At 48.0% G+C, this 20,299-nt stretch carries 13 protein-coding genes; 3 read left to right on the top strand and 10 right to left on the bottom strand.

The window, feature by feature from the left end; genetic code table 11:
• Positions 1-494: 494 nt before the first annotated feature.
• Positions 495-3,215, bottom strand: coding sequence for a glycoside hydrolase family 38 C-terminal domain-containing protein (locus QBE55_07270; GenBank protein WZL77385.1), 2,721 nt, complete (start codon positions 3,213-3,215; stop codon positions 495-497).
• 238 nt (positions 3,216-3,453) lie between these two features.
• Here QBE55_07270 and QBE55_07265 point away from each other — a divergent pair, with 238 nt between their 5' ends.
• Complete coding sequence (locus QBE55_07265; protein ID WZL77384.1) at positions 3,454-4,314, top strand: HAD-IIA family hydrolase; 861 nt, start codon at positions 3,454-3,456, stop codon at positions 4,312-4,314.
• A gap of 278 nt (positions 4,315-4,592) precedes the next feature.
• On the opposite strand, the gene QBE55_07260 is transcribed toward QBE55_07265, so the two are convergent.
• From QBE55_07260 to QBE55_07235, 6 genes are all read right to left on the bottom strand, one after another.
• On the bottom strand, positions 4,593-5,906 hold the full coding sequence (locus QBE55_07260; protein ID WZL77383.1) for an alpha-L-fucosidase: 1,314 nt from the start codon (positions 5,904-5,906) through the stop codon (positions 4,593-4,595).
• Between the two features lie 95 nt (positions 5,907-6,001).
• Positions 6,002-7,237 carry an alpha-L-fucosidase gene (locus tag QBE55_07255; GenBank protein WZL77382.1) on the bottom strand — a complete coding sequence of 412 codons (1,236 nt, stop codon included), beginning with the start codon at positions 7,235-7,237 and terminating at the stop codon, positions 6,002-6,004.
• A 141-nt stretch (positions 7,238-7,378) separates the two neighbouring features.
• Positions 7,379-7,648: a hypothetical protein gene (locus QBE55_07250; GenBank protein WZL77381.1), complete on the bottom strand. Its 270-nt coding sequence runs from the start codon at positions 7,646-7,648 to the stop codon at positions 7,379-7,381.
• Positions 7,649-7,859: 211 nt separating this feature from the next.
• Positions 7,860-9,932 (bottom strand): molecular chaperone HtpG, encoded by a 2,073-nt coding sequence (htpG, locus tag QBE55_07245; GenBank protein ID WZL77380.1) that lies wholly within the window; start codon positions 9,930-9,932, stop codon positions 7,860-7,862.
• 29 nt (positions 9,933-9,961) lie between these two features.
• On the bottom strand, positions 9,962-13,192 hold the full coding sequence (locus QBE55_07240) for a DEAD/DEAH box helicase (protein ID WZL77379.1): 3,231 nt from the start codon (positions 13,190-13,192) through the stop codon (positions 9,962-9,964).
• A gap of 70 nt (positions 13,193-13,262) precedes the next feature.
• Positions 13,263-14,087: an AraC family transcriptional regulator gene (locus QBE55_07235; protein WZL77378.1), complete on the bottom strand. Its 825-nt coding sequence runs from the start codon at positions 14,085-14,087 to the stop codon at positions 13,263-13,265.
• A gap of 200 nt (positions 14,088-14,287) precedes the next feature.
• Between QBE55_07235 and QBE55_07230 the strand changes: the two genes are divergently transcribed.
• Positions 14,288-15,613, top strand: a complete 1,326-nt coding sequence (locus QBE55_07230) for an alpha-glucosidase/alpha-galactosidase (GenBank protein ID WZL77377.1) — start codon at positions 14,288-14,290, stop codon at positions 15,611-15,613.
• A gap of 172 nt (positions 15,614-15,785) precedes the next feature.
• Here QBE55_07230 and QBE55_07225 read toward each other — a convergent pair whose 3' ends face one another.
• From QBE55_07225 to QBE55_07215, 3 genes are all read right to left on the bottom strand, one after another.
• Positions 15,786-16,841, bottom strand: coding sequence for a Gfo/Idh/MocA family oxidoreductase (locus tag QBE55_07225; GenBank protein WZL77376.1), 1,056 nt, complete (start codon positions 16,839-16,841; stop codon positions 15,786-15,788).
• A 134-nt stretch (positions 16,842-16,975) separates the two neighbouring features.
• Positions 16,976-17,998 carry a Gfo/Idh/MocA family oxidoreductase gene (locus QBE55_07220; protein WZL77375.1) on the bottom strand — a complete coding sequence of 341 codons (1,023 nt, stop codon included), beginning with the start codon at positions 17,996-17,998 and terminating at the stop codon, positions 16,976-16,978.
• A 79-nt stretch (positions 17,999-18,077) separates the two neighbouring features.
• Entirely contained in the window at positions 18,078-18,911 is an 834-nt protein-coding gene (locus QBE55_07215; GenBank protein WZL77374.1) for a sugar phosphate isomerase/epimerase, read from the bottom strand.
• 388 nt (positions 18,912-19,299) lie between these two features.
• On the opposite strand from QBE55_07215, the gene QBE55_07210 reads away from it, so the two are divergent.
• Positions 19,300-20,283, top strand: coding sequence for a LacI family DNA-binding transcriptional regulator (locus tag QBE55_07210; protein WZL77373.1), 984 nt, complete (start codon positions 19,300-19,302; stop codon positions 20,281-20,283).
• Positions 20,284-20,299 lie beyond the last annotated feature (16 nt).

The raw sequence follows: 20,299 nt of genomic DNA, 5'->3' as shown, positions 1-20,299 counted from the left end.
AAGAGTTCCCTATTGCCAGCGATCTGTTGATCAGTTATTTCAAATCACTATTCTAAAATCCCCCCCTGTTCAGAAATCCAGGTACAAAAATACATGTTTTACTTTTCGTCTTGTCTTCTAACGTTTTGTGCACTATTTATTCTATAATGTAGAACAATATTATTTATTATAGAATTATCAGTGCTTATTATATTACCATGTTTTATAAAGTCAATATATTTAGAACAAGATTCTCTATAGAAGAACGATTTGTTTGGAATGGCCATATAAGATCCAAAAATATTTAAAATTTCTCTTTTTAGAATGTTTATTTTTTGTGCGATTGGTTATCATAATGGTGTAAGTTACCCAAACCCCCAAACCCCTTACATAAAAGAGCCTCCCAATTTGAGAGGCTCTTTTATTTTTATCCATTTTTCATTTGTTGTTCTTTCTATCCTGTCGTTGTTCTTTCTGTTCTGTTGTCGTTCTTTTGTTCTTAGCTTCATCCGCCTTTACAGAAACTCCACCCGGAACGTAAACACCTTATAGGGTTCCACGCCAAAGGATACATGATTTTCTGAAATCCGGACATCCAGCTCCGACTCCACCGGTTTTTCATTGATATCCACACAATATGCCTTCGCAACGTTTCGACTGAAGGACATTTCCACTCTGGTCCTTCTGCCTTCCGTCTCAAATCCTCTCAGTATCAGACTATTGGTATCCGTGCTGTCTTCCGGCATTTTAATTGCCTGGACGGCAATGCCGCCTTCCTGTATCTTCATAAAGCTGCCGCGGGGCAGAAGCTCGCCTTTATGCGGCCTGCCGGATACCACACAAATCGGGTGACTGCAGTTATAAGCTTCCTCAATCAATTCCCGGTTGGAGGTAATATTGGGCAGGGAAGCAAAGAAACCAAACGCATGATGGCCTACCTCCGGATAAGGATCCGGGTCATAGGAGGCGCGGATCAGGCTGAGACTGATGGAATTTTTCACACAGCGGAATCCGTGTTTGGTGCCGGCAATCAGGGTAAGTGCCTTTCGTCCCGAATCTTTTGGCATGGCTGCCGCCCAGCTGCTGGCGGGAACATCCATATCGGTTTCATCCCGTTCAATGGTCCCGGAGGGAATATCATACCGATAAGCACGGCAATCATACCCTACCGGCATATGGAAATTCAGCTGCGGAACCCCCTTCTCGGAATTTCCCAATTCCCGGAAATCGCACTCTACTTCAAAGCCAAGCCTTGAGCTGTCCCGATCCAGGTAAATGCGGACCCGAAGCGTGGACTCCCCAAAGGATGCGGTATAGGACAGGGACTGCCGGAGCAGGCCTTCCCCGTTCTGAAGCGAAGTGAACTTCACACCGCCTTCGTTGATATTTGTAACCCTGCGGTAATTTCCCACTACCCACGAGGTCATGCCCGGGCTGTCTTCCTCCTCAATCAGCCTAAAAATACCGGCAGGCTGGTTGGGATCAATAATTTCGTGCCGGTTGGCCTTGTCCGTCATGGAAACGATGGCACCGGTGCGGGAATCAAACACCACTTTCAGGCGTTCATTTTCCAGAGTGTAGCTGTTCCGTCTCTCAACTCTGGGCTGCACTGGAAATGGGGGCAAAACATCCTCCGCTTTTTTCTCCGTAAGAACATATGTCGCATACCCCATTGCCGGAACATGTGCAGAAATCAGTGTCTTGAAACAATGATGGCCCCAATAGGGAATGTCCTGTTCGGAAAGCAGCTGATAAGGAACCTCCTTGCCATCGGAATCCAGGAACTGTATATTTTCCTTCTTTCCTTCCCAGTCCCAAACCGTCACCTCAACCAGCTCCGTTCTGGCATAAAGGGAGGGATTAAAGAGGTGATAAATCCCTTTGGAAGCCCATGCAGAAGTATCAATATGGGATGCGATGCTGCGAAGGGCACGGCTGGTCTCTGTATCTGTCCGTGCAGCCGCCTGCTGATAAAGACCCATGGCATATTCCCTGGCATCCGCCGTGCACGATCCGGGCAGGATATCATGGAATTGATTGAACAATACCTTTTCCCACGCCTCTTCCATCTGCCGGGTGGGGTAGGCCGCTCCCACAGATAACGAAGCAGCCGATGCAAAAGCTTCGGTTTCATTCAGCTTATCCTGCAGAATGGCATTTCCTTTTTTGATTCGGGACTGACTGGTATAGCAGCCGGTAAATATGGGATTCAGTTCACCGGTTACCACCGGCAGCTGATCGCTGATCTCCTCCACCAATGCAAAGTACTCCCCATAGGTTCCAAACTCCATCCTTGGAAAAACCGGCCAGTCCGCCATATCCATAATCCGCTCAATATCCCTTCGGGTAGGGCCGCCGCCATGATCACCCACGCCGTAAACCTTCAGCATGGTGTCCATATGGTGTTCGCTGCAGAATCCCGGCACATAATAAGCCATGGAAGGCTCGATGGCGCCCATATACCATGTTGGTTCCCGATAAGCAATGACCGATTTGCGGGAAGGCGCTTTCCAGCGGTAAAGCTGATAGCCGTCATACCCCCGGCAATGATAATAATACCGGACTCCCCCCCTTGCAAGAATCTCCGGTACGTTCAGGCTGTGCCCGAAGGTATCCGGCTCAAAATCCAGGTTCAGGCTGTCCGGGTCGATGTCCAGTAGTTTGGACAGGGTACGCTTTGTATAAAGGATATGACGGGCCATGCTTTCCCCATTGGCCATATTCTTGTCATGTTCCACCCATGTGGAGGCCGTAACTTCCCAGCGGCCCTCGTGAATCCTTTTCCGGATTTCCTCCAACATGGCGGGGTCATACTTTTCCACAATCCGATAGACGGAAGCCTGGGATTGGGAAAATTTAAACTGGGGGTATTCCTCCATCAGGTCCAGCATGGTACGGAACGTATTCAGAACAATGGTGACCGTCTCCTCCCACCGCCACATCCAGTTCATATCCATATGGGCATGGGCAACACACAACATCCGGTATTTCTTCGCATCCTCCGACAACAGATCCAGCTTCTTTTCCGCTGCCTTCGCCGCTGTTTCCGTTATGGTGCCTTCCCGGGCAATTTCACCGGATAGAAAATCCAGGGAATCTGTCAGGTCCTCATCATATTTATGCTCCAATACCTTATTCAGCTGAATGGCATATTCCAATTGGGATGTGATCCTCTTCGCCCAATAATGGTCTGCCTTTTCTTCCACAAACTTCAGTTTGTCCATAATATTACTCATCGTTATGTAATCACACTCCTTTGCATGGGGTCACTCCGATATCTTTTTTACTTTGCTGTTATTTTTATAACCAGTTCCTGACCCTATTATATTATTCTTTACGAAAAAAAGAAATCCTTTCTTGTATCCGGAATCGAAAGATGCTAAAAATTGCTGAATCTGCTCTTTCTGTGTTATACTCATTTTGTTCGGCCGGAAAGTATGAATAAGACAGCTCCCCAGGGATAGGAGATATATAATGTGTAAAAAATTGAAGGACAACAAGAAATATTTCATATTGGATATGGATGGTACTTTCTATCTGGGAAACCAACTGCTGGAAGGTTCCCTTGAATTTCTGGAGAAGGTGAAAGAGCAGGGAAAGCATTTTCTTTTCTATACGAACAACTCGTCCAAAAATCAGGATGTCTATGTGCAAAAGCTGGCGAAAATGGGATGCAACGTTACAAAAAGCCAGATCATTACCTCCGGGATGGTGACCGCTTATCACCTGAAAAAGCGATGGGCTCATCCAAAGGTTTATCTGCTGGGGACCCCGCTGCTGGAAGAGGATTTTCAGGACAGTGGCATTCTTTTGACAGCGAAGGATCCGGATGCGGTCGTGGCCGGATTTGATACAACTCTGACCTATGAAAAGCTCTCAAAAGCCTGTACTTTGATTCGAAACGGAGTTCCTTTTCTTGCCACTCATCCGGACAACAACTGTCCGACGGAAGACGGTTTTATCCCGGACTGCGGTGCCATATGCGCCTTTATTACCCAATCCACCGGCATTCTTCCAAAATATTTCGGGAAACCCTATAAGGAAACCATGGACTATATTCTGGATAATCTGAATTGCACAAAGGAGGAAGTGGTATTCGTAGGAGACCGTCTGTACACCGACATCGCCATCGGCGCAAAAAATGGGGCCACCAGTGTCCTGGTCCTGACAGGCGAAACGAAACTTCCGGATGTGGATTCTTCCGATGTGAAACCGGATATCATTGTGGACCGATTGGTGGATTTAGCAAACTTGTTCCAGCCACTGCAGCAGCTTCAACAGCCAGGAACTCAAAAGCGGAAACAATCTGCAGTGAAGCAGAATTGGAAATCATAATCCTATGATTTCCAATTCCCAATGTCATCCCAGCCCCGATGCCCTTCCTAAAAAGCACAGATGTCAAAGCGAAAAAGCGCAATAACAGATTTCCTGACAGGATCATTGATCTACGTTTTGGTACTCTTTGTAATTTACTTTTCTGCTTTTATTTCAACAAACAGAATTTTCATGCGGTCCTTCTGTTATAGAGTTAATATACTTATCTTTTCCTCAAAATAAGCGCGTGCATCATCCGCATGCATCATCAGAGAAAAGCCAGCTTCATCTCCAATCTTCTATTTCAGGAAGACTTCGATCACCGGCACGAGAATCGGAGGTTTGATCTTCGGTATGTTAAAGACCAGCAAATCCTTCGATTGCATTCTGCCTTCACTGAAATGATCGCTGGTTTTTTCCGTAAAGGTTATTTCGCTTCCATCATGCAAAAACTGCGCATAATCCACTTTTCCGGCCATCCCCGGTATTTCCAGAAAAGCATAGGGATATTCCATCAGATGGATGTACAGGCGTTTCCCATCCCCGCTTTGCGTATACCGGCAGCCCTTTGGCTCCACAAACTCCGGTTCGGCCATGGTGCACCCATAAATGGAGCGACTGTTGACCTTCATCCAGTCCGCATATACCTTAAGTGCCTTTTCGGCCCGGTAATCGATATAGCCTCTGGACGTCGGGCCCACGTTCATCAACAGATTCCCGCCCCGGGAAACCGTATTGATCAGCATCTGTATCAACACATCCGGCGTCTTCCAGGACATTTCATCCCGATAATACCCCCAGGAACCGGAAAATGTCTGACAGGCCTCCCAGGTCACCCGCTCCCCGGTATCCTCATGGCGGACCCATTCCTGCGGCTGATATTGCTCCGGTGTCCAGAGGTCCTGTTCGATCCCGGTGCGGTTGTCAATGATAATGCCAGGCTGCAGCTTTCTGGCCAGAGCAATCAGTTTATCCGCTTCCCAGTCTTCCCTGCCCTTGCCTTTCATCCATGGCTGATCCTTCATGGTTCGGTCCGGATAGGAGAAATCAAACCACAGAATATCGATCTTCCCATAGTTCGTTAAAAGCTCCTCCACCTGATTGCGCATATATTCCGCATATTTGTGCATATCCCGGCCCTTACTCTGCTCATAGGCATCCTTATCATCACGCCGCGGATGAATGGGATCGATGGGAAAATCGGGATGATGCCAGTCAATCAGGGAATAATAGAAGCCAATACGCAATCCTTCTGCCCGAAAAGCATCCACATACTCCCGGACAATGTCCCGGCCGGCAGGAGTATTTGTGCACTTATAGTCTGTATACTTTGAATCGAACATGCAGAAGCCCTCATGATGCTTTGTGGTGAGAACGGCATATTTCATTCCTGCTTCTTTTGCTTTTCGGGCCCAGTCCTTCGGATCAAACAAATCCGGATTGAAATATTTGAAATATTTATCGTACTTTTCTTCCGGTATTTCTTCCCTGGACTTCACCCATTCATGCCGGGCCGGCATGGAATACAGCCCCCAGTGGATAAACATACCAAACCGGTCATGAACAAACCATTCCGTGTCTCCGGGCGTTTTCCTCGTTGTATAGCTTGACATAATTCCATTTGCTCCTTTCCATTACTGGATATGTTCCCAGATATATTTTGCTTATTATCTCATGGATTCGCCCTTTTCCATCCCGTTTCCTGCCATCATTGCCGGATATAAAAGACCTGAGGGGACAAAAAGTGAAACGTCCCCTTTGCCTCTGTAACTTCGATCCGAACCTCCGCTGCCCGGATGGCAGGAAAGGTAATAATCCTTTTATGCCCGATGGCAGCCCCCATATGGACACAGACAGGACGCTGGATCAAACCGGACCTGACAGAAACACGGAACGCCTGTATGTTTTCCCCTGCCGTCAAATTTTCCCGCAATATAACATGATTGATAAGTTGTTCTTCCTCCAGCCTGATGCAAATGCCATCTTCTATACTCTTCCAGGTGGTTGGAACCGGCTGAGAAAAACGTCTCCTGATTTCCTGACCGAACTCCAGCAGCCGCCTGGCGTCCACCTCCGGCAAAAGACCTCTGCGGTCCGGTCCAATGTTAATAAGGAAATTCGCTCCGTTTCCGACAGAATAATAATATAGGGAAATCAGCTCTTCCACACTTTTCACCGTATGAACATCATATTCACTGTAAAACCAATTCCGGTCCCGCATCATGAAATCACATTCCGCAGGTAAAAACCGTTCTGTATCCAGATCATCCCCGCTCTCGGTGAGGACGGAAAAGTCCACACTGGATACTACATTGCTGTTGGTCACATTTGCCACGCCCGCTTCATTGCCCACCCATCTCGTATCGGGATCCCACATATTGAAGATCAGGATTTCGGGCTGAAGGTCGCGGATCGTGCGTATAATCCTTTTTCTGTCATACTCATGCCCTTCTGATCCGCAGCCGTCAAACCACAGGTAATCGATCCTGCCGTAGTTGGTCAGCAATTCGCTGATCTGGTTGATAAAATAGTCGTCATGCTCCTTTGGCGACCGTTTCTGATACCCCGCCTCCGCGGGAGAATAGTAAAGCCCGATCCGAATGTCGTACTTGCGGCAGGCGTCTACAAACTCCCGTACCACATCACCCTGTCCATCCTTCCATGGGGTGTTGGCCACAGAATAATCCGTATACTTCGAAGGCCAGTTGGCAAATCCGTCGTGATGCTTGCAAACCAGGATGGCATAGGCCATCCCGGCTTCCTTTATCGTACGAATCCAGCTGTCGCAGTCCAGTTTGGCCGGACGAAAGGCATCCAGATCCATTTCTTTCCCGTCCCAGTCCCGATGCCCCTCATAAAATGTGCGGATGCCGAAGTGAAAAAACGCACCCATTTCCCAATCCAGGAAGGAAAGCTGTTGCTTTGTCGGTAATACCCCCGTCATTATTTCATCCCCCGATTTGATAAAGCCCTTTATGAAAGTCCTTTTCTCTCTCTTGTCCCTGTCCTTTGATTATTCCATAAGAGACACTATGGCGTATCTCCCAAAAACAGAAAAAGCATATTATGTGGATCTAGGAACGTCCTATTCCTTGTTCTGCCCGGATCCCGAATGATTCCCCTGCCCGGACTTATCATGCTTTTCCGATGATACCGTCTTCCCGGGAAAGGGGATCACCTTCCCTTTATCATGATCCAGCAGGACATGCTCTCGCCGCCTGGCGGCAGGCATATTTTTCCTATGAAACGCAATACTTTTCTTCTCTTTCTTTTTCCTGCGCCTGTTTTTAATACGGTAAATCAGAAAAGCCGCCAGAGCGAGCAGGAAAAGAGAAACCGCCGTATATTGATCCATAGTCTCCCTCCATCCATAAACTGTTTCCCTGTCTGCCACGGATAATCCTTAGCCTTTGCAATTGGGCACCCGGATTATCCTTCCTTTTTTTCCTCTGTTCCATCCCTTCTTTTCCTACTTCTATCATATCACAAAAAGGGCCGGTGAAAAAAGGTTCTTCACCGGCCCTGCCTGTCCTTTTTTATTTTTCTCAGAAGGATTGCTGTTTCCCCTATTTCCCGAACTCTGCAAGCCGGGTCAGCAATTGATTGCTTCTCTTTACAAACGCAGCCATCTCATCCGGCTCCAGCGGCCTCTGGTTCATCATGGCCAGATCATACACATGTTTGCAGATCATTGCCACATCATCTTTTCGATCCGCCCGATCCTTCATCTTTTCCAGCCGGGCAATCAGATCATTCTTCCGATTCAGAACCAAAGTCTGCTCCATCGGGAAGTTCCCCATGTTCAAATCCCCGAATCGTTTCTGCATCTCCTGCATTCTTCTGGTCTGCTCCGAAAGCACGATAACAGCCGGAATGTCCTCCGTCTTCAGAGCTTCCACCCGAACTTTCAGATCCTTGTTGTCCAGGGCTTCCCGAAACAGTTTCTCCAGATCTTCCGAGTGGGATTTGTCTTCTTTTCTGTCCTCTTTCCCGTCTTCGGACTTGTCCTTCAAAGCATCGGTAATATCGGCATCAATCCCGATAAACTTGATGGACTCCTTCATCTCCAGGAAAGCAATGAAATTGGTATCAATCATGGTATCCAGATACAGGGCTTCCAGATCATTTTCCTTGAACATCCGGATATACTGAGCCTGCTGTTTCTCATCCGAAACATAAAACACCTTGTCCTTGTGCTTCTCACTGTTTCGGTTCAGATAATCCTTAAGGATGGTATAATCCCCGTTTGTGCTCTTATAAATCAGAATATCCTTTACCCGGTCATAGAACTTGTCATCCTTCATGCAGCCATATTTAATGAAGGGATGGATATCCTCCCAATATTTGTTGTAACTCTCCTGTTCCGTCTTGAACAGGCTGTTCAGCTTGTCCGCCACCTTCTTGGAGATGTGTTCGGATATCTTCCTGACATACCCGTCATTCTGCAGAAAACTCCTGGAAACATTGAGCGGTAAATCCGGACAGTCAATCACCCCTTTGAGCAGCAACAGGAATTCCGGAACCACTTCCTTCACGTTATCGGCAACAAATACCTGATTGTTATAGAGCTTGACCTGTCCTTCCATGCCCTGAAAATCGTTGCGTATCTTCGGGAAATACAGGATGCCTTTCAGATGAAATGGATAATCCACATTCAGATGAATCCAGAACAGCGGCTCCTGATAATCCATGAATACCTTGCGATAGAACTCCTTGTATTCTTCCTCCGTGCATTCAGACGGCCTTTTCAGCCAAAGCGGATGGATATCGTTAATCGGCTCCGGCTTTGACGGCTGCTCCGGTTCCCCGGATTCTTCACCGGATTCTTCCCCGGCTTTCTCCGTCTCTTCCTTTTCCTCCTTTTCCCCGGATGCTTTCTGATCAGATGTTTCTCCTGCTCCCGTCTCTTTTTTAGGTTCCTCTGCTGCTTCCTTTGCCTTCGCTACCTTCTTTTCGGCAGCCTCCTTCGCCTTTTTGGCAGCTTCCTCTGCCTTCTTTTCCTCTTCCTCTACATCTTCCAGATATACTTCCACAGGCAGAAAGGCGCAGTACTTCTCCAGTATCCTGCGCAGTTCATATTTGTCCAGAAACTCCTTGCTGTCCCCGGAAACATGAAGAGTAACAACGGTGCCTCTCTCATCTCTTTCGGATGAAGTCATTTCGAAATCCGTTCCGCCGTCACAGATCCACTTTACCGCTTCCGCCCCACTCTGATAGGACAGGGTATCGATCTCCACCTTGTCCGACACCATAAACACGGAGTAAAAGCCCAGGCCAAAATGCCCGATGATCTGATTGGCTTCGTCCTGATCCTTATACTTCTCCAGAAACTCCTGCGCGCCGGAAAAAGCCACCTGGTTGATGTACTTTTTCACCTCTTCGGCCGTCATGCCGATTCCATTGTCCATCACCTGAATGGTTTTCTTTTTCTTGTTCAGCACCACATGGATCGCGTAGTGTTCGTCATCGTCCACTTTCGCATCTCCCATGGAAACAATCCGTTTCAGCTTGGCGATGGCATCGTTCCCGTTGGATACCAGTTCGCGGAGAAAGATATCCTTATCCGAATAAAGCCATTTCTTTATGATCGGAAAGATATCGGCAGTATTGACCGAAATATTTCCACTTTCATGAATCATAATCCGTTCCCTCCATAAAATTCTGTTTTTTATTCAAACAGTGCCATGACTTCCTCTTTCGACATCCTGGATACAAATGTCTCGCCAGGCTTGATCACGGCATCCGTCAGATTCCTCTTTTGTTCCTTCAGGTGCTCGATTTTCTCTTCAATCGTGCCCTTTGTGATCAGCCGCATGACATGAACTGCCTTCTTTTGCCCAATCCGATACGCCCGATCCGACGCCTGATCCTCCACCGCCGGATTCCACCAGGGATCAAAATGGATGACCGTATCGGCTCCGGTCAGATTCAGACCTGTTCCTCCGGCCTTTAAGGAAACAAGGAACACCTCTCCGTCCCCTTCGTTGAATCTCTTTACCAGTTTGCCGCGTTCCCGCACCTCGGTATTCCCATCCAGATAAAAGGTATGGATCCGGTTCGCTTCCAGCCGCTCCCGGATCAGATGCAGCATGCTGGTAAACTGGGAAAACAGCAAAACACGATGTCCGCTTCCCAACGCATCGGACAGGATTTCATCCAGCAGGAGCATCTTGCCGCTTTCTCCTCTGTAATTTTCCAGAAACATCCCGGGGTGGCAGCAGATTTGCCGCAGCCGGGTCAGCGCAGCCAATATCTTGATCTGACTCCGTTCATAGCCCGAACGGTCAATCTCCGCCGTAATTTCTCCCCGAACCCGGGCCAGATAAGCCAGATAAACCTTCTTTTGCTCCACAGTCAGATCCGCAACCATCCGGCTTTCAATCTTTTCCGGAAGCTCCTTCAGTACATCAGTTTTCAAACGCCGAAGGATAAAGGGCTTGATATGCTTTGCCAGCTCCTCCACCGTATCTGTGTCGCGTTCCTTCACAATGGGCTTTTCATAATCCGACAGGAACTTTGTATGGCTGAACAGATAGCCCGGCATGACAAAGTCAAAGATGGACCAAAGCTCGGAAAGGGAATTCTCCATAGGCGTACCCGTCAGGGCAAACCGTCTCTTTGCATGGATCGACTTGACCGCCTTTGCACCCTGGGAGGCAGGATTTTTAATATGCTGTGCTTCATCGATAATGCAATAACGGAAGGTAAACTTCTGATAGCTTTCCTTATCCCTCCGGATCAAAGGATAGGAGGTAATTACCAGGTCAGCTTCCGGAATTTGCTCCATCAGCTCTCCCCGCTCGCTTCGGTTGCCGATCAACAGCAGCGTTGACAGATCCGGCACGAATTTCCGGACTTCCTCCTGCCAGTTACAGACCAGGGAAGTCGGCGCCACCACCAGAGATGGTTCCCCGCACCCCTCCTCCTTGTCCGAGAGAAGCAGCGTCAGCACCTGCAGGGTCTTTCCCAGGCCCATGTCATCTGCCAGGATCCCGCCCATCCCGTATCGGGACAGGGTTTTCAGCCATTTGAATCCCAGCTGCTGATAATCCCGCAAGGTTTCTTTCAGGGATTCCGGTGTATTCGCATGAATCTCACCGGGCTTCCGGATATCCCTTACCATATCACGAAAGGCGTCATCCTCCTGAACATCCTGTATCCCGAAATCCTGCAGCTGGCGGTCCAGATACAATGCGCGGTATTTCGGCATCTCCAGCGTCCCGTTCCGCAAATCCCTGTCCCGGATGCCAAGATGCTCCGTCATTTCCGCCAGTCCGTCCAGCTCACTGCTGTCCAGAGGCAAAAAGCTCCCATCCTTCAGCCGGTAATACCGTTTCTTTTCCCGCAGTGCCTCGAAAATCCGGTCGAGTTCGGAAGAACGGATCCCGCCGATATCAAAGGTAAACTCCAGCAGATCCGTATCTGCGCTCAGACGGATTCCGGCAGAATAGGTCAATTTATTGTGGACAATCACCCGAAAGTCCTTGGAATAGTATACCTCTGCCACCTGCTGCAGCTGAAACAAGCCGGTATGGAAAAAGGAAAAAATATTTTCTTCCTCTTCCAGATACACACCATGGGGACAAACCCGAAAGGAGTACTTTTCAAAAAGGCTCAGTACCTTTCGTTCGGTATCCATATCCCGGATCAGGATCTTGCCGCTCTTTTCCGATACCGGGCTGTGGCGCTCCGGATCAAAGGGATCGATTTTCCTTTCTCCATATTGGAACAGGACATGTGCCCGGATGCCTTCCCCCTCCCGGTCAAAGTAGATTTTGGCCTCCAGCGGTTCCCTTTCTACCATCTGGTCCACAGAATCACTGGCCTGAACACTGCCGACCCGCTCCGCATGGGGCAGCACCTCCGAAACAAAGCGCTCCCTGTCTTCTCCGGTAAAAAGCAGCTTCCTGCTTCCCGTGCGGTTCATGATGCTGACAAAGGGCATGATGTTTCGGATCTGATCGACTGGCGGACGGTAAACCCGGGTCCCCACCAAAATATAGGTCCCGTCTGCTGTCAGGTTGTGGATGGAATCCGCCAGTTCGATATTCATGGCAAGATCCTCTCCCTCTTTGTCCACCGAAAACTGAACCGGGACGGCTTCCCGGCGGACCCGTACATCATCACATACCCTGCCATGCAGGATAGCCCGGAAGGATTGATCGCCCATTATGGAGAAAAAGCGTTTGACAAGGGCATCCGTCAGACAAATGTATTTATCGTGAAACAAGCCGGAGCTATAATAATGGTATCCTTTGTCCAATCCGCTCACCTGGTGCAGCTCATGGAGAAAATCGATCAGTGAACCCAGTTCCTCCGGAAACGTATGCCAATCGGGATCATAGGTAAATTGCTTGCCGAAATAGATGGAATTCCCATTCTCCAAGTCCTCCAGAAATTTTCTCATATTGCGTACCACATACATCCGATTCTCTCCGATTCGAAAGGAGAGAAGGGAGGATACGCCATAATCCTCCTCCGCATCCGGCCGGAATTCATAGATCGGCTCCAGGGTAACCGGAGTCCGTTCGGCAGACGGTGAATACTGAAAATAATGAAAAATCTCCCTGGCGGTTCTTTTAGCCGTAATTGTCCGGAACCCATCGTGTTCTTTCAACCACTTCAAATGAAGCAGAACTGCCACGATATGCTTGCAGTGCCCCCAGTACTTCCGGCTTGCCGGGCAGGTGCATTCCGCAGACTGAAAAATACCGTCATCATCAAACTCAATACGCACATCATAGTCCTGACGGCCCCTTACTACGCTGTATATAATTTCCTTGTCCTCCTGGATCCGGATACTTTTGATCCTCCCGCTGCGATAATAAGCCATGCCCCGCTTATAAACCTGCGGCGACGCACTGTAGTTCACAATCAGGGAGTCCGGTATCTGAAGCATTGGCAAAATCCTTCCTTTTAGATGTCCTATCCAAATATTATAACATTTTTACAGGACTTATGGAAGGGGCTCAAATTTTCGCTTTTTGTCCGGTGCTGATGCTCCGATAAGCACCCGGCGGCATACCATATACTTTTCGAAACTGCCGGGAGAAATTGGGCAGATCATTGAATCCGCAGGAATACATGACCTCCTTGATCGTCATATCGGTGGTTTCCATCAGATTTCCCGCCCGTTTCAGGCGAAAGGACAGCAGATATTCCTGCACCGATAATCCCAGCTTTCCCTTGAAAACACGAAAAAGATGGCTTCTGCTGATGCCCAGATGGGAAGCAATCTGGCCAACCGTGATCCCGTAGGAATAATTCTTGCTGATGTAATCCAGAGCCGGTTCCACAATACCTGCACGCTTGCCTGCCGGCGCTGCTTCCCGCTGAATCATGGAAAAGAATTCATACAAACGGGACAGGGTCAGAAATTCATTGCCCCCGGAATCACAGATTTCACGCAGCTCCCGCATACAGGTCTCCATCCGCGGCGGGTCGGCATAGGAAAATGCCGGATGCTCCAGGCCGATGCCGCATTGGCTGCAGATCTTCGCTGCTTCGGTTCCGTTGAAGCCAACCCAGCAGTATTTCCATGGATTGTTCCGGTCTGCCCGATAATAGGTCACCACACCGGGCACAATCAAAAATCCCTCACCCCGGTTCAGCCGATATTCCTTATTCCCCACGGAAAAGGTCCCTTCCCCCTCCAGAATACAGTGGATCAGGAAATGATCCCTTACTGCCGGGCCAAAGCTGTGCCCCCCCGCGCAGGTTTCCCATCCAACCTGGTGGATATAAACAACACCGCAACAGGTATCTCCTTTGGATTCGATCCATTCACGGGTCATAGCATCCTCCTGGTTCCCGATTTGCCTTCCGCTCAAATTACATAATACAGTAAAATTATATCATACATATTATGTAATGCAACATTAAAACAATAATTTGCAACAATGTTCCATATCAATTTCACCGGACATCGTTTAGAATAAAGCGGTAAGGATACAGATCCATGGAATAGTCTGCAACCAATAAGAGGAGGAGAATTATGCCAAAGATCACATTTATGGGTGCCGGCAGTACCGTATTTGCACGAAACGTGCTGGGGGACTGCATGTGCACGCCGGCCCTGCGGGAAAGCGAACTCGCCCTTTACGATATTGATGCCAAAAGGCTGGAAGAGTCCGGAATCATACTGAAGGCCATCAATAAAAACATAAACGAAAACAGAGCCGTCATTAAAACCTATCTCGGTGTGGAACACAGAAAGGAAGCCCTGAGAGGAGCGGACTTTGTCGTCAATGCCATTCAGGTCGGATTATATGATCCGTGTACCATCATTGACTTTGAAGTCCCGAAGAAATACGGTCTGCGGCAGACCATTGCGGATACGCTGGGAATCGGCGGCATTATGCGTGCCCTTCGTACCATTCCGGTACTCCAGGATTTTGCCGATGATATGGAGGAAGTCTGTCCCGATGCCTGGTTCCTGAATTACACCAACCCCATGGCCATGCTGTCCGGATACATGCAGCGATATACCGGCATCAGGACAGTGGGCTTATGCCACAGCGTACAGGTCTGTTCCTCCACCCTGCTGAAATCGCTGGGAATGGAAGATAAACTGGAGGGCCGCCGCGAGCTGATTGCGGGGATCAACCACATGGGCTGGCTGCTGGAGATCCGTGATAAGGATGGAAACGATCTGTATCCGGAAATTCGAAAGCGCGCCGCGAAGAAAAACGCATCGGAAAAGCACAATGACATGGTCCGCTTTGAATACATCAGGCGGCTGGGCTACTACTGCACCGAGTCCAGTGAGCACAATGCGGAATACAATCCGCTTTTCATCAAATCCCAATACCCCGAACTGATTGACAAGCTGAATATCCCACTGGATGAGTATCCCCGCAGATGCATAAACCAAATTAAGGGATGGGAGGAAGAAAAGAACAATATCCTTCAGGACGGCAAGGTAACCCATGAACGTTCCAGAGAATATGCTTCCTATATTATGGAGTCCATTACGACCAATACCCTGTATAAAATCGGTGGTAACGTGCTGAACACCGGTCTGATTGACAACCTGCCCGCAGACGCCTGTGTTGAGGTGCCCTGCCTGGTGGACGGCGGCGGGATCCGCCCCTGCCATGTGGGAAGACTGCCCGTTCAGCTGGCTGCCATGAACATGACCAACATCAATGTTCAGCTGATGACCATTGAAGCAGCCCGAACCCGGAAAATCGAAAACATCTATCAGGCTGCCATGTTGGATCCCCATACCGCAGCTGAGCTGTCCATCGATGATATCGTGAAAATGTGTGACGATCTGATTGAAGCTCACGGTGAATACATGGCAATGTACCATAAATAGAAGCTGGAGATTGGAAGCCGGAATCAGTCTCCTTTCCGGGAAATGGAAGCGGCATGATCCATCCGGATCATGCCGCTTCTCTGTCTCTATTCCATTATTTGAAATATTTGAAAACCAATAATTGCTTGATATCTATAGATACTTGATATCTATAGATGCTTAAAATCATAATTTACTCGAAATCAACGACCTGCTGTTTTTCCGCAGATTCAAAGATGGCCTCCATCAGTTTCATTACGCGCATGGCCTGCGGCAGCTTCACGATAATTTCTTCCTTCCCGTCCAGGGTAGCCGCCACATTCCTGTAGAATTCCTTGATGTTGCCCGGAACAAGGGAAATTTCCGTCTCCTGAATAGTATCCTTTCTGCGGGGTGCCATGGTTTTGGTGATACCTGCCGCTGTCCGGACCGGTATAATATCGGTCTCGCTCTTTCCCTTTGCAGTCACCACTTTGGCAGGCTCTCCCCAGTTCCCGATCTCAGCCGTGCCATTATTGCCGAGCATGTACCATCTCGGAAGATTAATAAAGTTGCTGGTTCCCACCTCAAGAACAAACTTCACACCGTTTTCAAAAAACAGTTCTGCATGAAATCCGTCATCCACCAACTGATTGGTAACATGATCCACAGTGGCATAGACCTTTTTGACTTTCCCCGGTACGAACATCAGAGCCTGGTCCAGAATATGAACTCCCCAGTCCAGAATCATGCCGCCGCCGTGTTCCTTTTCCTGTCTCCAGTCACCGGGAATCCCTCTGGAACCATGGACTCTGGATTCAATGGCAAATACCTCGCCCAGCATTTTCTCATCATAGATTTTTTTCATGGTCAGGAAATCTTCATCCCACCGGCGATTCTGATGGACCACCAGAAGTTTTCCGGTCTCTTTGGAAACATCGATCATTTCCTGAAGATCTGCGGATCCCAATGTGATGGGCTTTTCCGACACAACATTTTTGCCTGCCCGCATGGCCTGAATGGCGATTTCCTTATGAAGATCATTTGGTGTAGCCACCAGAACGATATCAATCGTATCATCCGACAGCAACTCTTCCCTGCTGTTATAGACTTTCAGACCTTTCTCCCTTGCCAATTGCTGTCTGCTCTCTTTGATGTCGAAGGAACCGACAATCTTTACTTCCTTCGTACCCTCGGCCAATTCCAGGTGATGACTGCCCATTCCACCGAAACCAATGATGCCAATGGCATATACACCGTTATCCAACACGATAACTCCTCCTTTTCATTGATGGTTATCTGTTTCAAACCACATCAAGTATTCATTATAACATGATATCCACATGAATCCATACCAATTGACAAAAAAGTCAATTTTACATTTTTCCATCCATCTTGTGCGGCTCAGAGACGGACAGGCTGTCCTCCGTTATCCGCAGATTCCATTTCCGCCCGGGCGATTCGTATGGTTTCCATGGTACTTTGCGGGGATGCCGTCCGGATTGGGGTGTCATTGATCAGGGCATTGGCAAAATATTTGATCTCCCGATAATATCCGTCGTCTTTCGGCAGATCCGGTACAAAGGACTTTCCATCATTGGGATTGGCTTTCAGAACCCCTTTCCGATACACCAGATTGCCTTTTTCAAAATTGACCCGGAACAGCATTTCAAAGCCGAAATCCCCTTCCAATGTCCAGTCATCCTCTGCCGTAACCACTTTCCCGTCCTCATAGAGATATCGGGTGGATACAATATCGTAGCCGCTGGCGGGAATGACATTCTTCCCCACGGTGGAAACTGCCTTTGGCGTACCAAATACCCAGTTGATGGTATCCACATCATGTACATGCTGGTCCATCAGTGCGCCGCCGCTCTTGTCCCCTGTCTGCAGCCAGTTCTGATAGGACCATTTTGGCGTGGAACCGCCGCGGAAGAAATATGCGCTTAATGCCTTGCCGAACCGGCCCGTTTCCACACAATCCTTCAGGTATTCATAGGCCGGCAGAAAACGCAGGCACTGCGCCGCCATGAGTTTCTTCCCACTTTTCTCCGCCGCATGGATCATCGACTGGCATTGCCCCACGGTCAACGCCATGGGCTTTTCGCATAACACGGGAATCCCCTTGCTTAAGGCCTTTACTGCAGCTTCTGCATGCAGATAGGTCGGCAGCGGGGTATCCACATAGTCCAGATCTTCCTTCTCCAGCATCTCATCAATATCGGTATACAAATGATATTTTGAAAAATCATATTTTCCATTGCCGACGTCAATGTTTCCCGGAATGAATATATTCTGAAATTTCTTGTCATCAATATCGCACACGGCGGTCAATTTGACCGGAAATCCCTCGGATTCCAGGCGGATATAATTATCCAGATGACCTCTTCCCATGAAACCGATTCCGATTAATCCAACTTTCAGCATAATGAACCGTTCTCCCCTCTCTTTGTTTTCTCTCTCCTGCTTTTCTACTTTCTTTTATGTTTCCAATTTTCCATGTATCTTATCTTTCCAGAATCCGATCCATGGCTCCGGACGTATTGTAAAGGATTTGATCAGCATATTTCTTATAGGGCGACATTTCTGCCGTTATATAATCATCATATCCGATCTCCCGGAATGCCTTCATGACCTCAGGGAAATTGACATCCCCTGCCAACAGATCGACAAAGCCGCCCAGTGTCCCCACCGACTGGCGGAAGTCCTTGATGTGAACCTTTTTGATGCGATTTCCCAGAATCCGCACCCATTGCTCCGGATAACCAAACTGGAGCACGTTGCCGATGTCAAAATAGGAGCCGATCCACGGGCTGTCGATTTGATCAATGAGGTTCCGCATTTCAAGAGGGGACAGCAAAAATTTGTTCCATACATTTTCCAATCCTATGTTTACCTGATTGGCTGCCGCCTCCCCTTTCAATCCCGTAAAGGCTTCCAATGCCCGATCATATGCCACATCATACGGCACCGCCTCACCGCCTGCAGAAGGACCGGTAACTGCACCGGGAACCACGAGGATGCTGTCCGCCCCAAAAACAGCGGCTACTTCCAGTTGCTTTTTTACGATGTCCCCCGACTTTTTCCGGATCGCCGGATCCGGACTGGTGGCAGGATAGGTCCAATAAAGCCCGCTGGCAATGCTGGGAACCTCAATTCCCACTTCCTCTGCCGTTCTTTTCAGAGCCAGCAAATCCTTCTCACTGCTTACAAGGCTCACCTCGCCTTCCTCATCCAGGCTCAGCTCGATTCCATCGTATCCTGCCTTTTTAGCCAGTACCATGCAATCCGTCATTTTCATGCCGCCTGAAAAGGACCAGATGTTGATTCCCTTTTTCATTTTGATTCCCCCTTTGTTTTGACTGTAGATGTAAACCCATTTCTGATTGGCATATGGTATTTATGGAAAATTCGTTTCCTTATTTATTATACACGGCATTTCCGGATTTTTCTTTACACAGAGAGTCGCAATATTTATAAGATTGGACGTTTTTCAAAAGAAATCTGACACAAAAAAAGCCCCGGGCCTTTAATACAGGGACAGGGATTTCAACAAGTGTTCCACAGCCTCATCAACCCAGAAATTGATCAGAGGATACAGTCGTCTGCCATTGCTCTATCTCCCGTTTCAGCTCTGAAAAAACGTACTCCTCTGCAGATATAGTAAAGATACTTGAAATTTCATTTTTTTATGATTATAATGAAGTAGCCATTTAGGAGGAGCTCGAATGATTACAATTGAAAAAGTAGCAAAGCAGTGTGAGTTATCAAAATCAACTGTTTCCAGATACATTACTGGAAAAGGTTATGTCAGTAAAAAAAGCGGGCAGAAAATTGAACAGGCGATTCAGGAACTGGGCTATATTCCAAACCAGATTGCACGTGATTTCCGTTCAGGCTCCACCAAAAACATTGGTTTTATTTCCAATGGTTATTTCGACCAATTCGGAACTTTTCTGAATCATTTTCTGAATGAAGCGCTCAAATACGGCTATTTTGTTACTTCTTATCTGACAGATGGCAATCAGGAAAAAGAGATCGAATGTCTTGATTTGTTGAAACAGAAAAAACTGGATGGCGTTTTTATTCTGATTAAATCCAACGATTGGGGGACCATCAAGCCTTATTGCAAATATGGGCCTATTGCCACCTGGCACAAACTAAATTGTCCGGAAATCTATTCTTGCAGTGTGGATCATTATGAATGTTATCTGCACTCTCTGAATTATCTGTACCATCACTGCCACAAGACAAAAATCGCCCATGTCATCGGCTATCAGGAGAACAACAATACCCAAAGGCGCCTGAAGGCGATCAAATTTTTCTATCATCAGCATCCAGATTTGGTATTAAACAAGGAATGGCTCTTGATCAGTAAGTATCAACAAATAGGGGGAAGGGAAATTGCCCGGTTATGGACAGCTTCCTCCAAGGAAGAACGTCCGGACGCCATTATTTTTCATGAGGATTTTCTGGCAGGGGAATTCATTTCCGAATTACGTTACATGAATTATCGCATTCCGGAAGATGTCAATGTCATTGGTTGTGACAACAGTACCATTGGACAGCTTATGAATATGTCCACCATTGACTATTCACTTGATAGACAGGCGCAAAACTCCTTTCGATATCTTTATAATCAACTGAACGGGACAAACCTTCCCTATTTTCCGATCACAGTCCGGTTACTGCCGCGTCAAACGACGACATGAGATTTTAACCTGTCCC

Source organism: Eubacteriales bacterium mix99 (genome assembly GCA_038396605.1).
GTDB lineage: Bacteria > Bacillota > Clostridia > Caldicoprobacterales > DTU083 > UBA4874.
This window is presented reverse-complemented; position numbering and strand designations above follow the sequence as displayed.

Excerpts from the sequence above, each read along its gene's own strand:
- htpG (WZL77380.1), bottom strand. The coding sequence starts at position 9,932 with ATGATTCATGAAAGTGGAAATATTTCGGTCAATACTGCCGATATCTTT.
- QBE55_07240 (WZL77379.1), bottom strand. The coding sequence starts at position 13,192 with ATGCTTCAGATACCGGACTCCCTGATTGTGAACTACAGTGCGTCGCCG.
- QBE55_07220 (WZL77375.1), bottom strand. The coding sequence starts at position 17,998 with ATGCTGAAAGTTGGATTAATCGGAATCGGTTTCATGGGAAGAGGTCAT.
- QBE55_07265 (WZL77384.1), top strand. The coding sequence starts at position 3,454 with ATGTGTAAAAAATTGAAGGACAACAAGAAATATTTCATATTGGATATG.
- QBE55_07210 (WZL77373.1), top strand. The coding sequence starts at position 19,300 with ATGATTACAATTGAAAAAGTAGCAAAGCAGTGTGAGTTATCAAAATCA.
- QBE55_07235 (WZL77378.1), bottom strand. The coding sequence starts at position 14,087 with ATGACCCGTGAATGGATCGAATCCAAAGGAGATACCTGTTGCGGTGTT.
- QBE55_07230 (WZL77377.1), top strand. The coding sequence starts at position 14,288 with ATGCCAAAGATCACATTTATGGGTGCCGGCAGTACCGTATTTGCACGA.
- QBE55_07215 (WZL77374.1), bottom strand. The coding sequence starts at position 18,911 with ATGAAAAAGGGAATCAACATCTGGTCCTTTTCAGGCGGCATGAAAATG.
- QBE55_07250 (WZL77381.1), bottom strand. The coding sequence starts at position 7,648 with ATGGATCAATATACGGCGGTTTCTCTTTTCCTGCTCGCTCTGGCGGCT.
- QBE55_07255 (WZL77382.1), bottom strand. The coding sequence starts at position 7,237 with ATGACGGGGGTATTACCGACAAAGCAACAGCTTTCCTTCCTGGATTGG.
- QBE55_07270 (WZL77385.1), bottom strand. The coding sequence starts at position 3,215 with ATGAGTAATATTATGGACAAACTGAAGTTTGTGGAAGAAAAGGCAGAC.
- QBE55_07260 (WZL77383.1), bottom strand. The coding sequence starts at position 5,906 with ATGTCAAGCTATACAACGAGGAAAACGCCCGGAGACACGGAATGGTTT.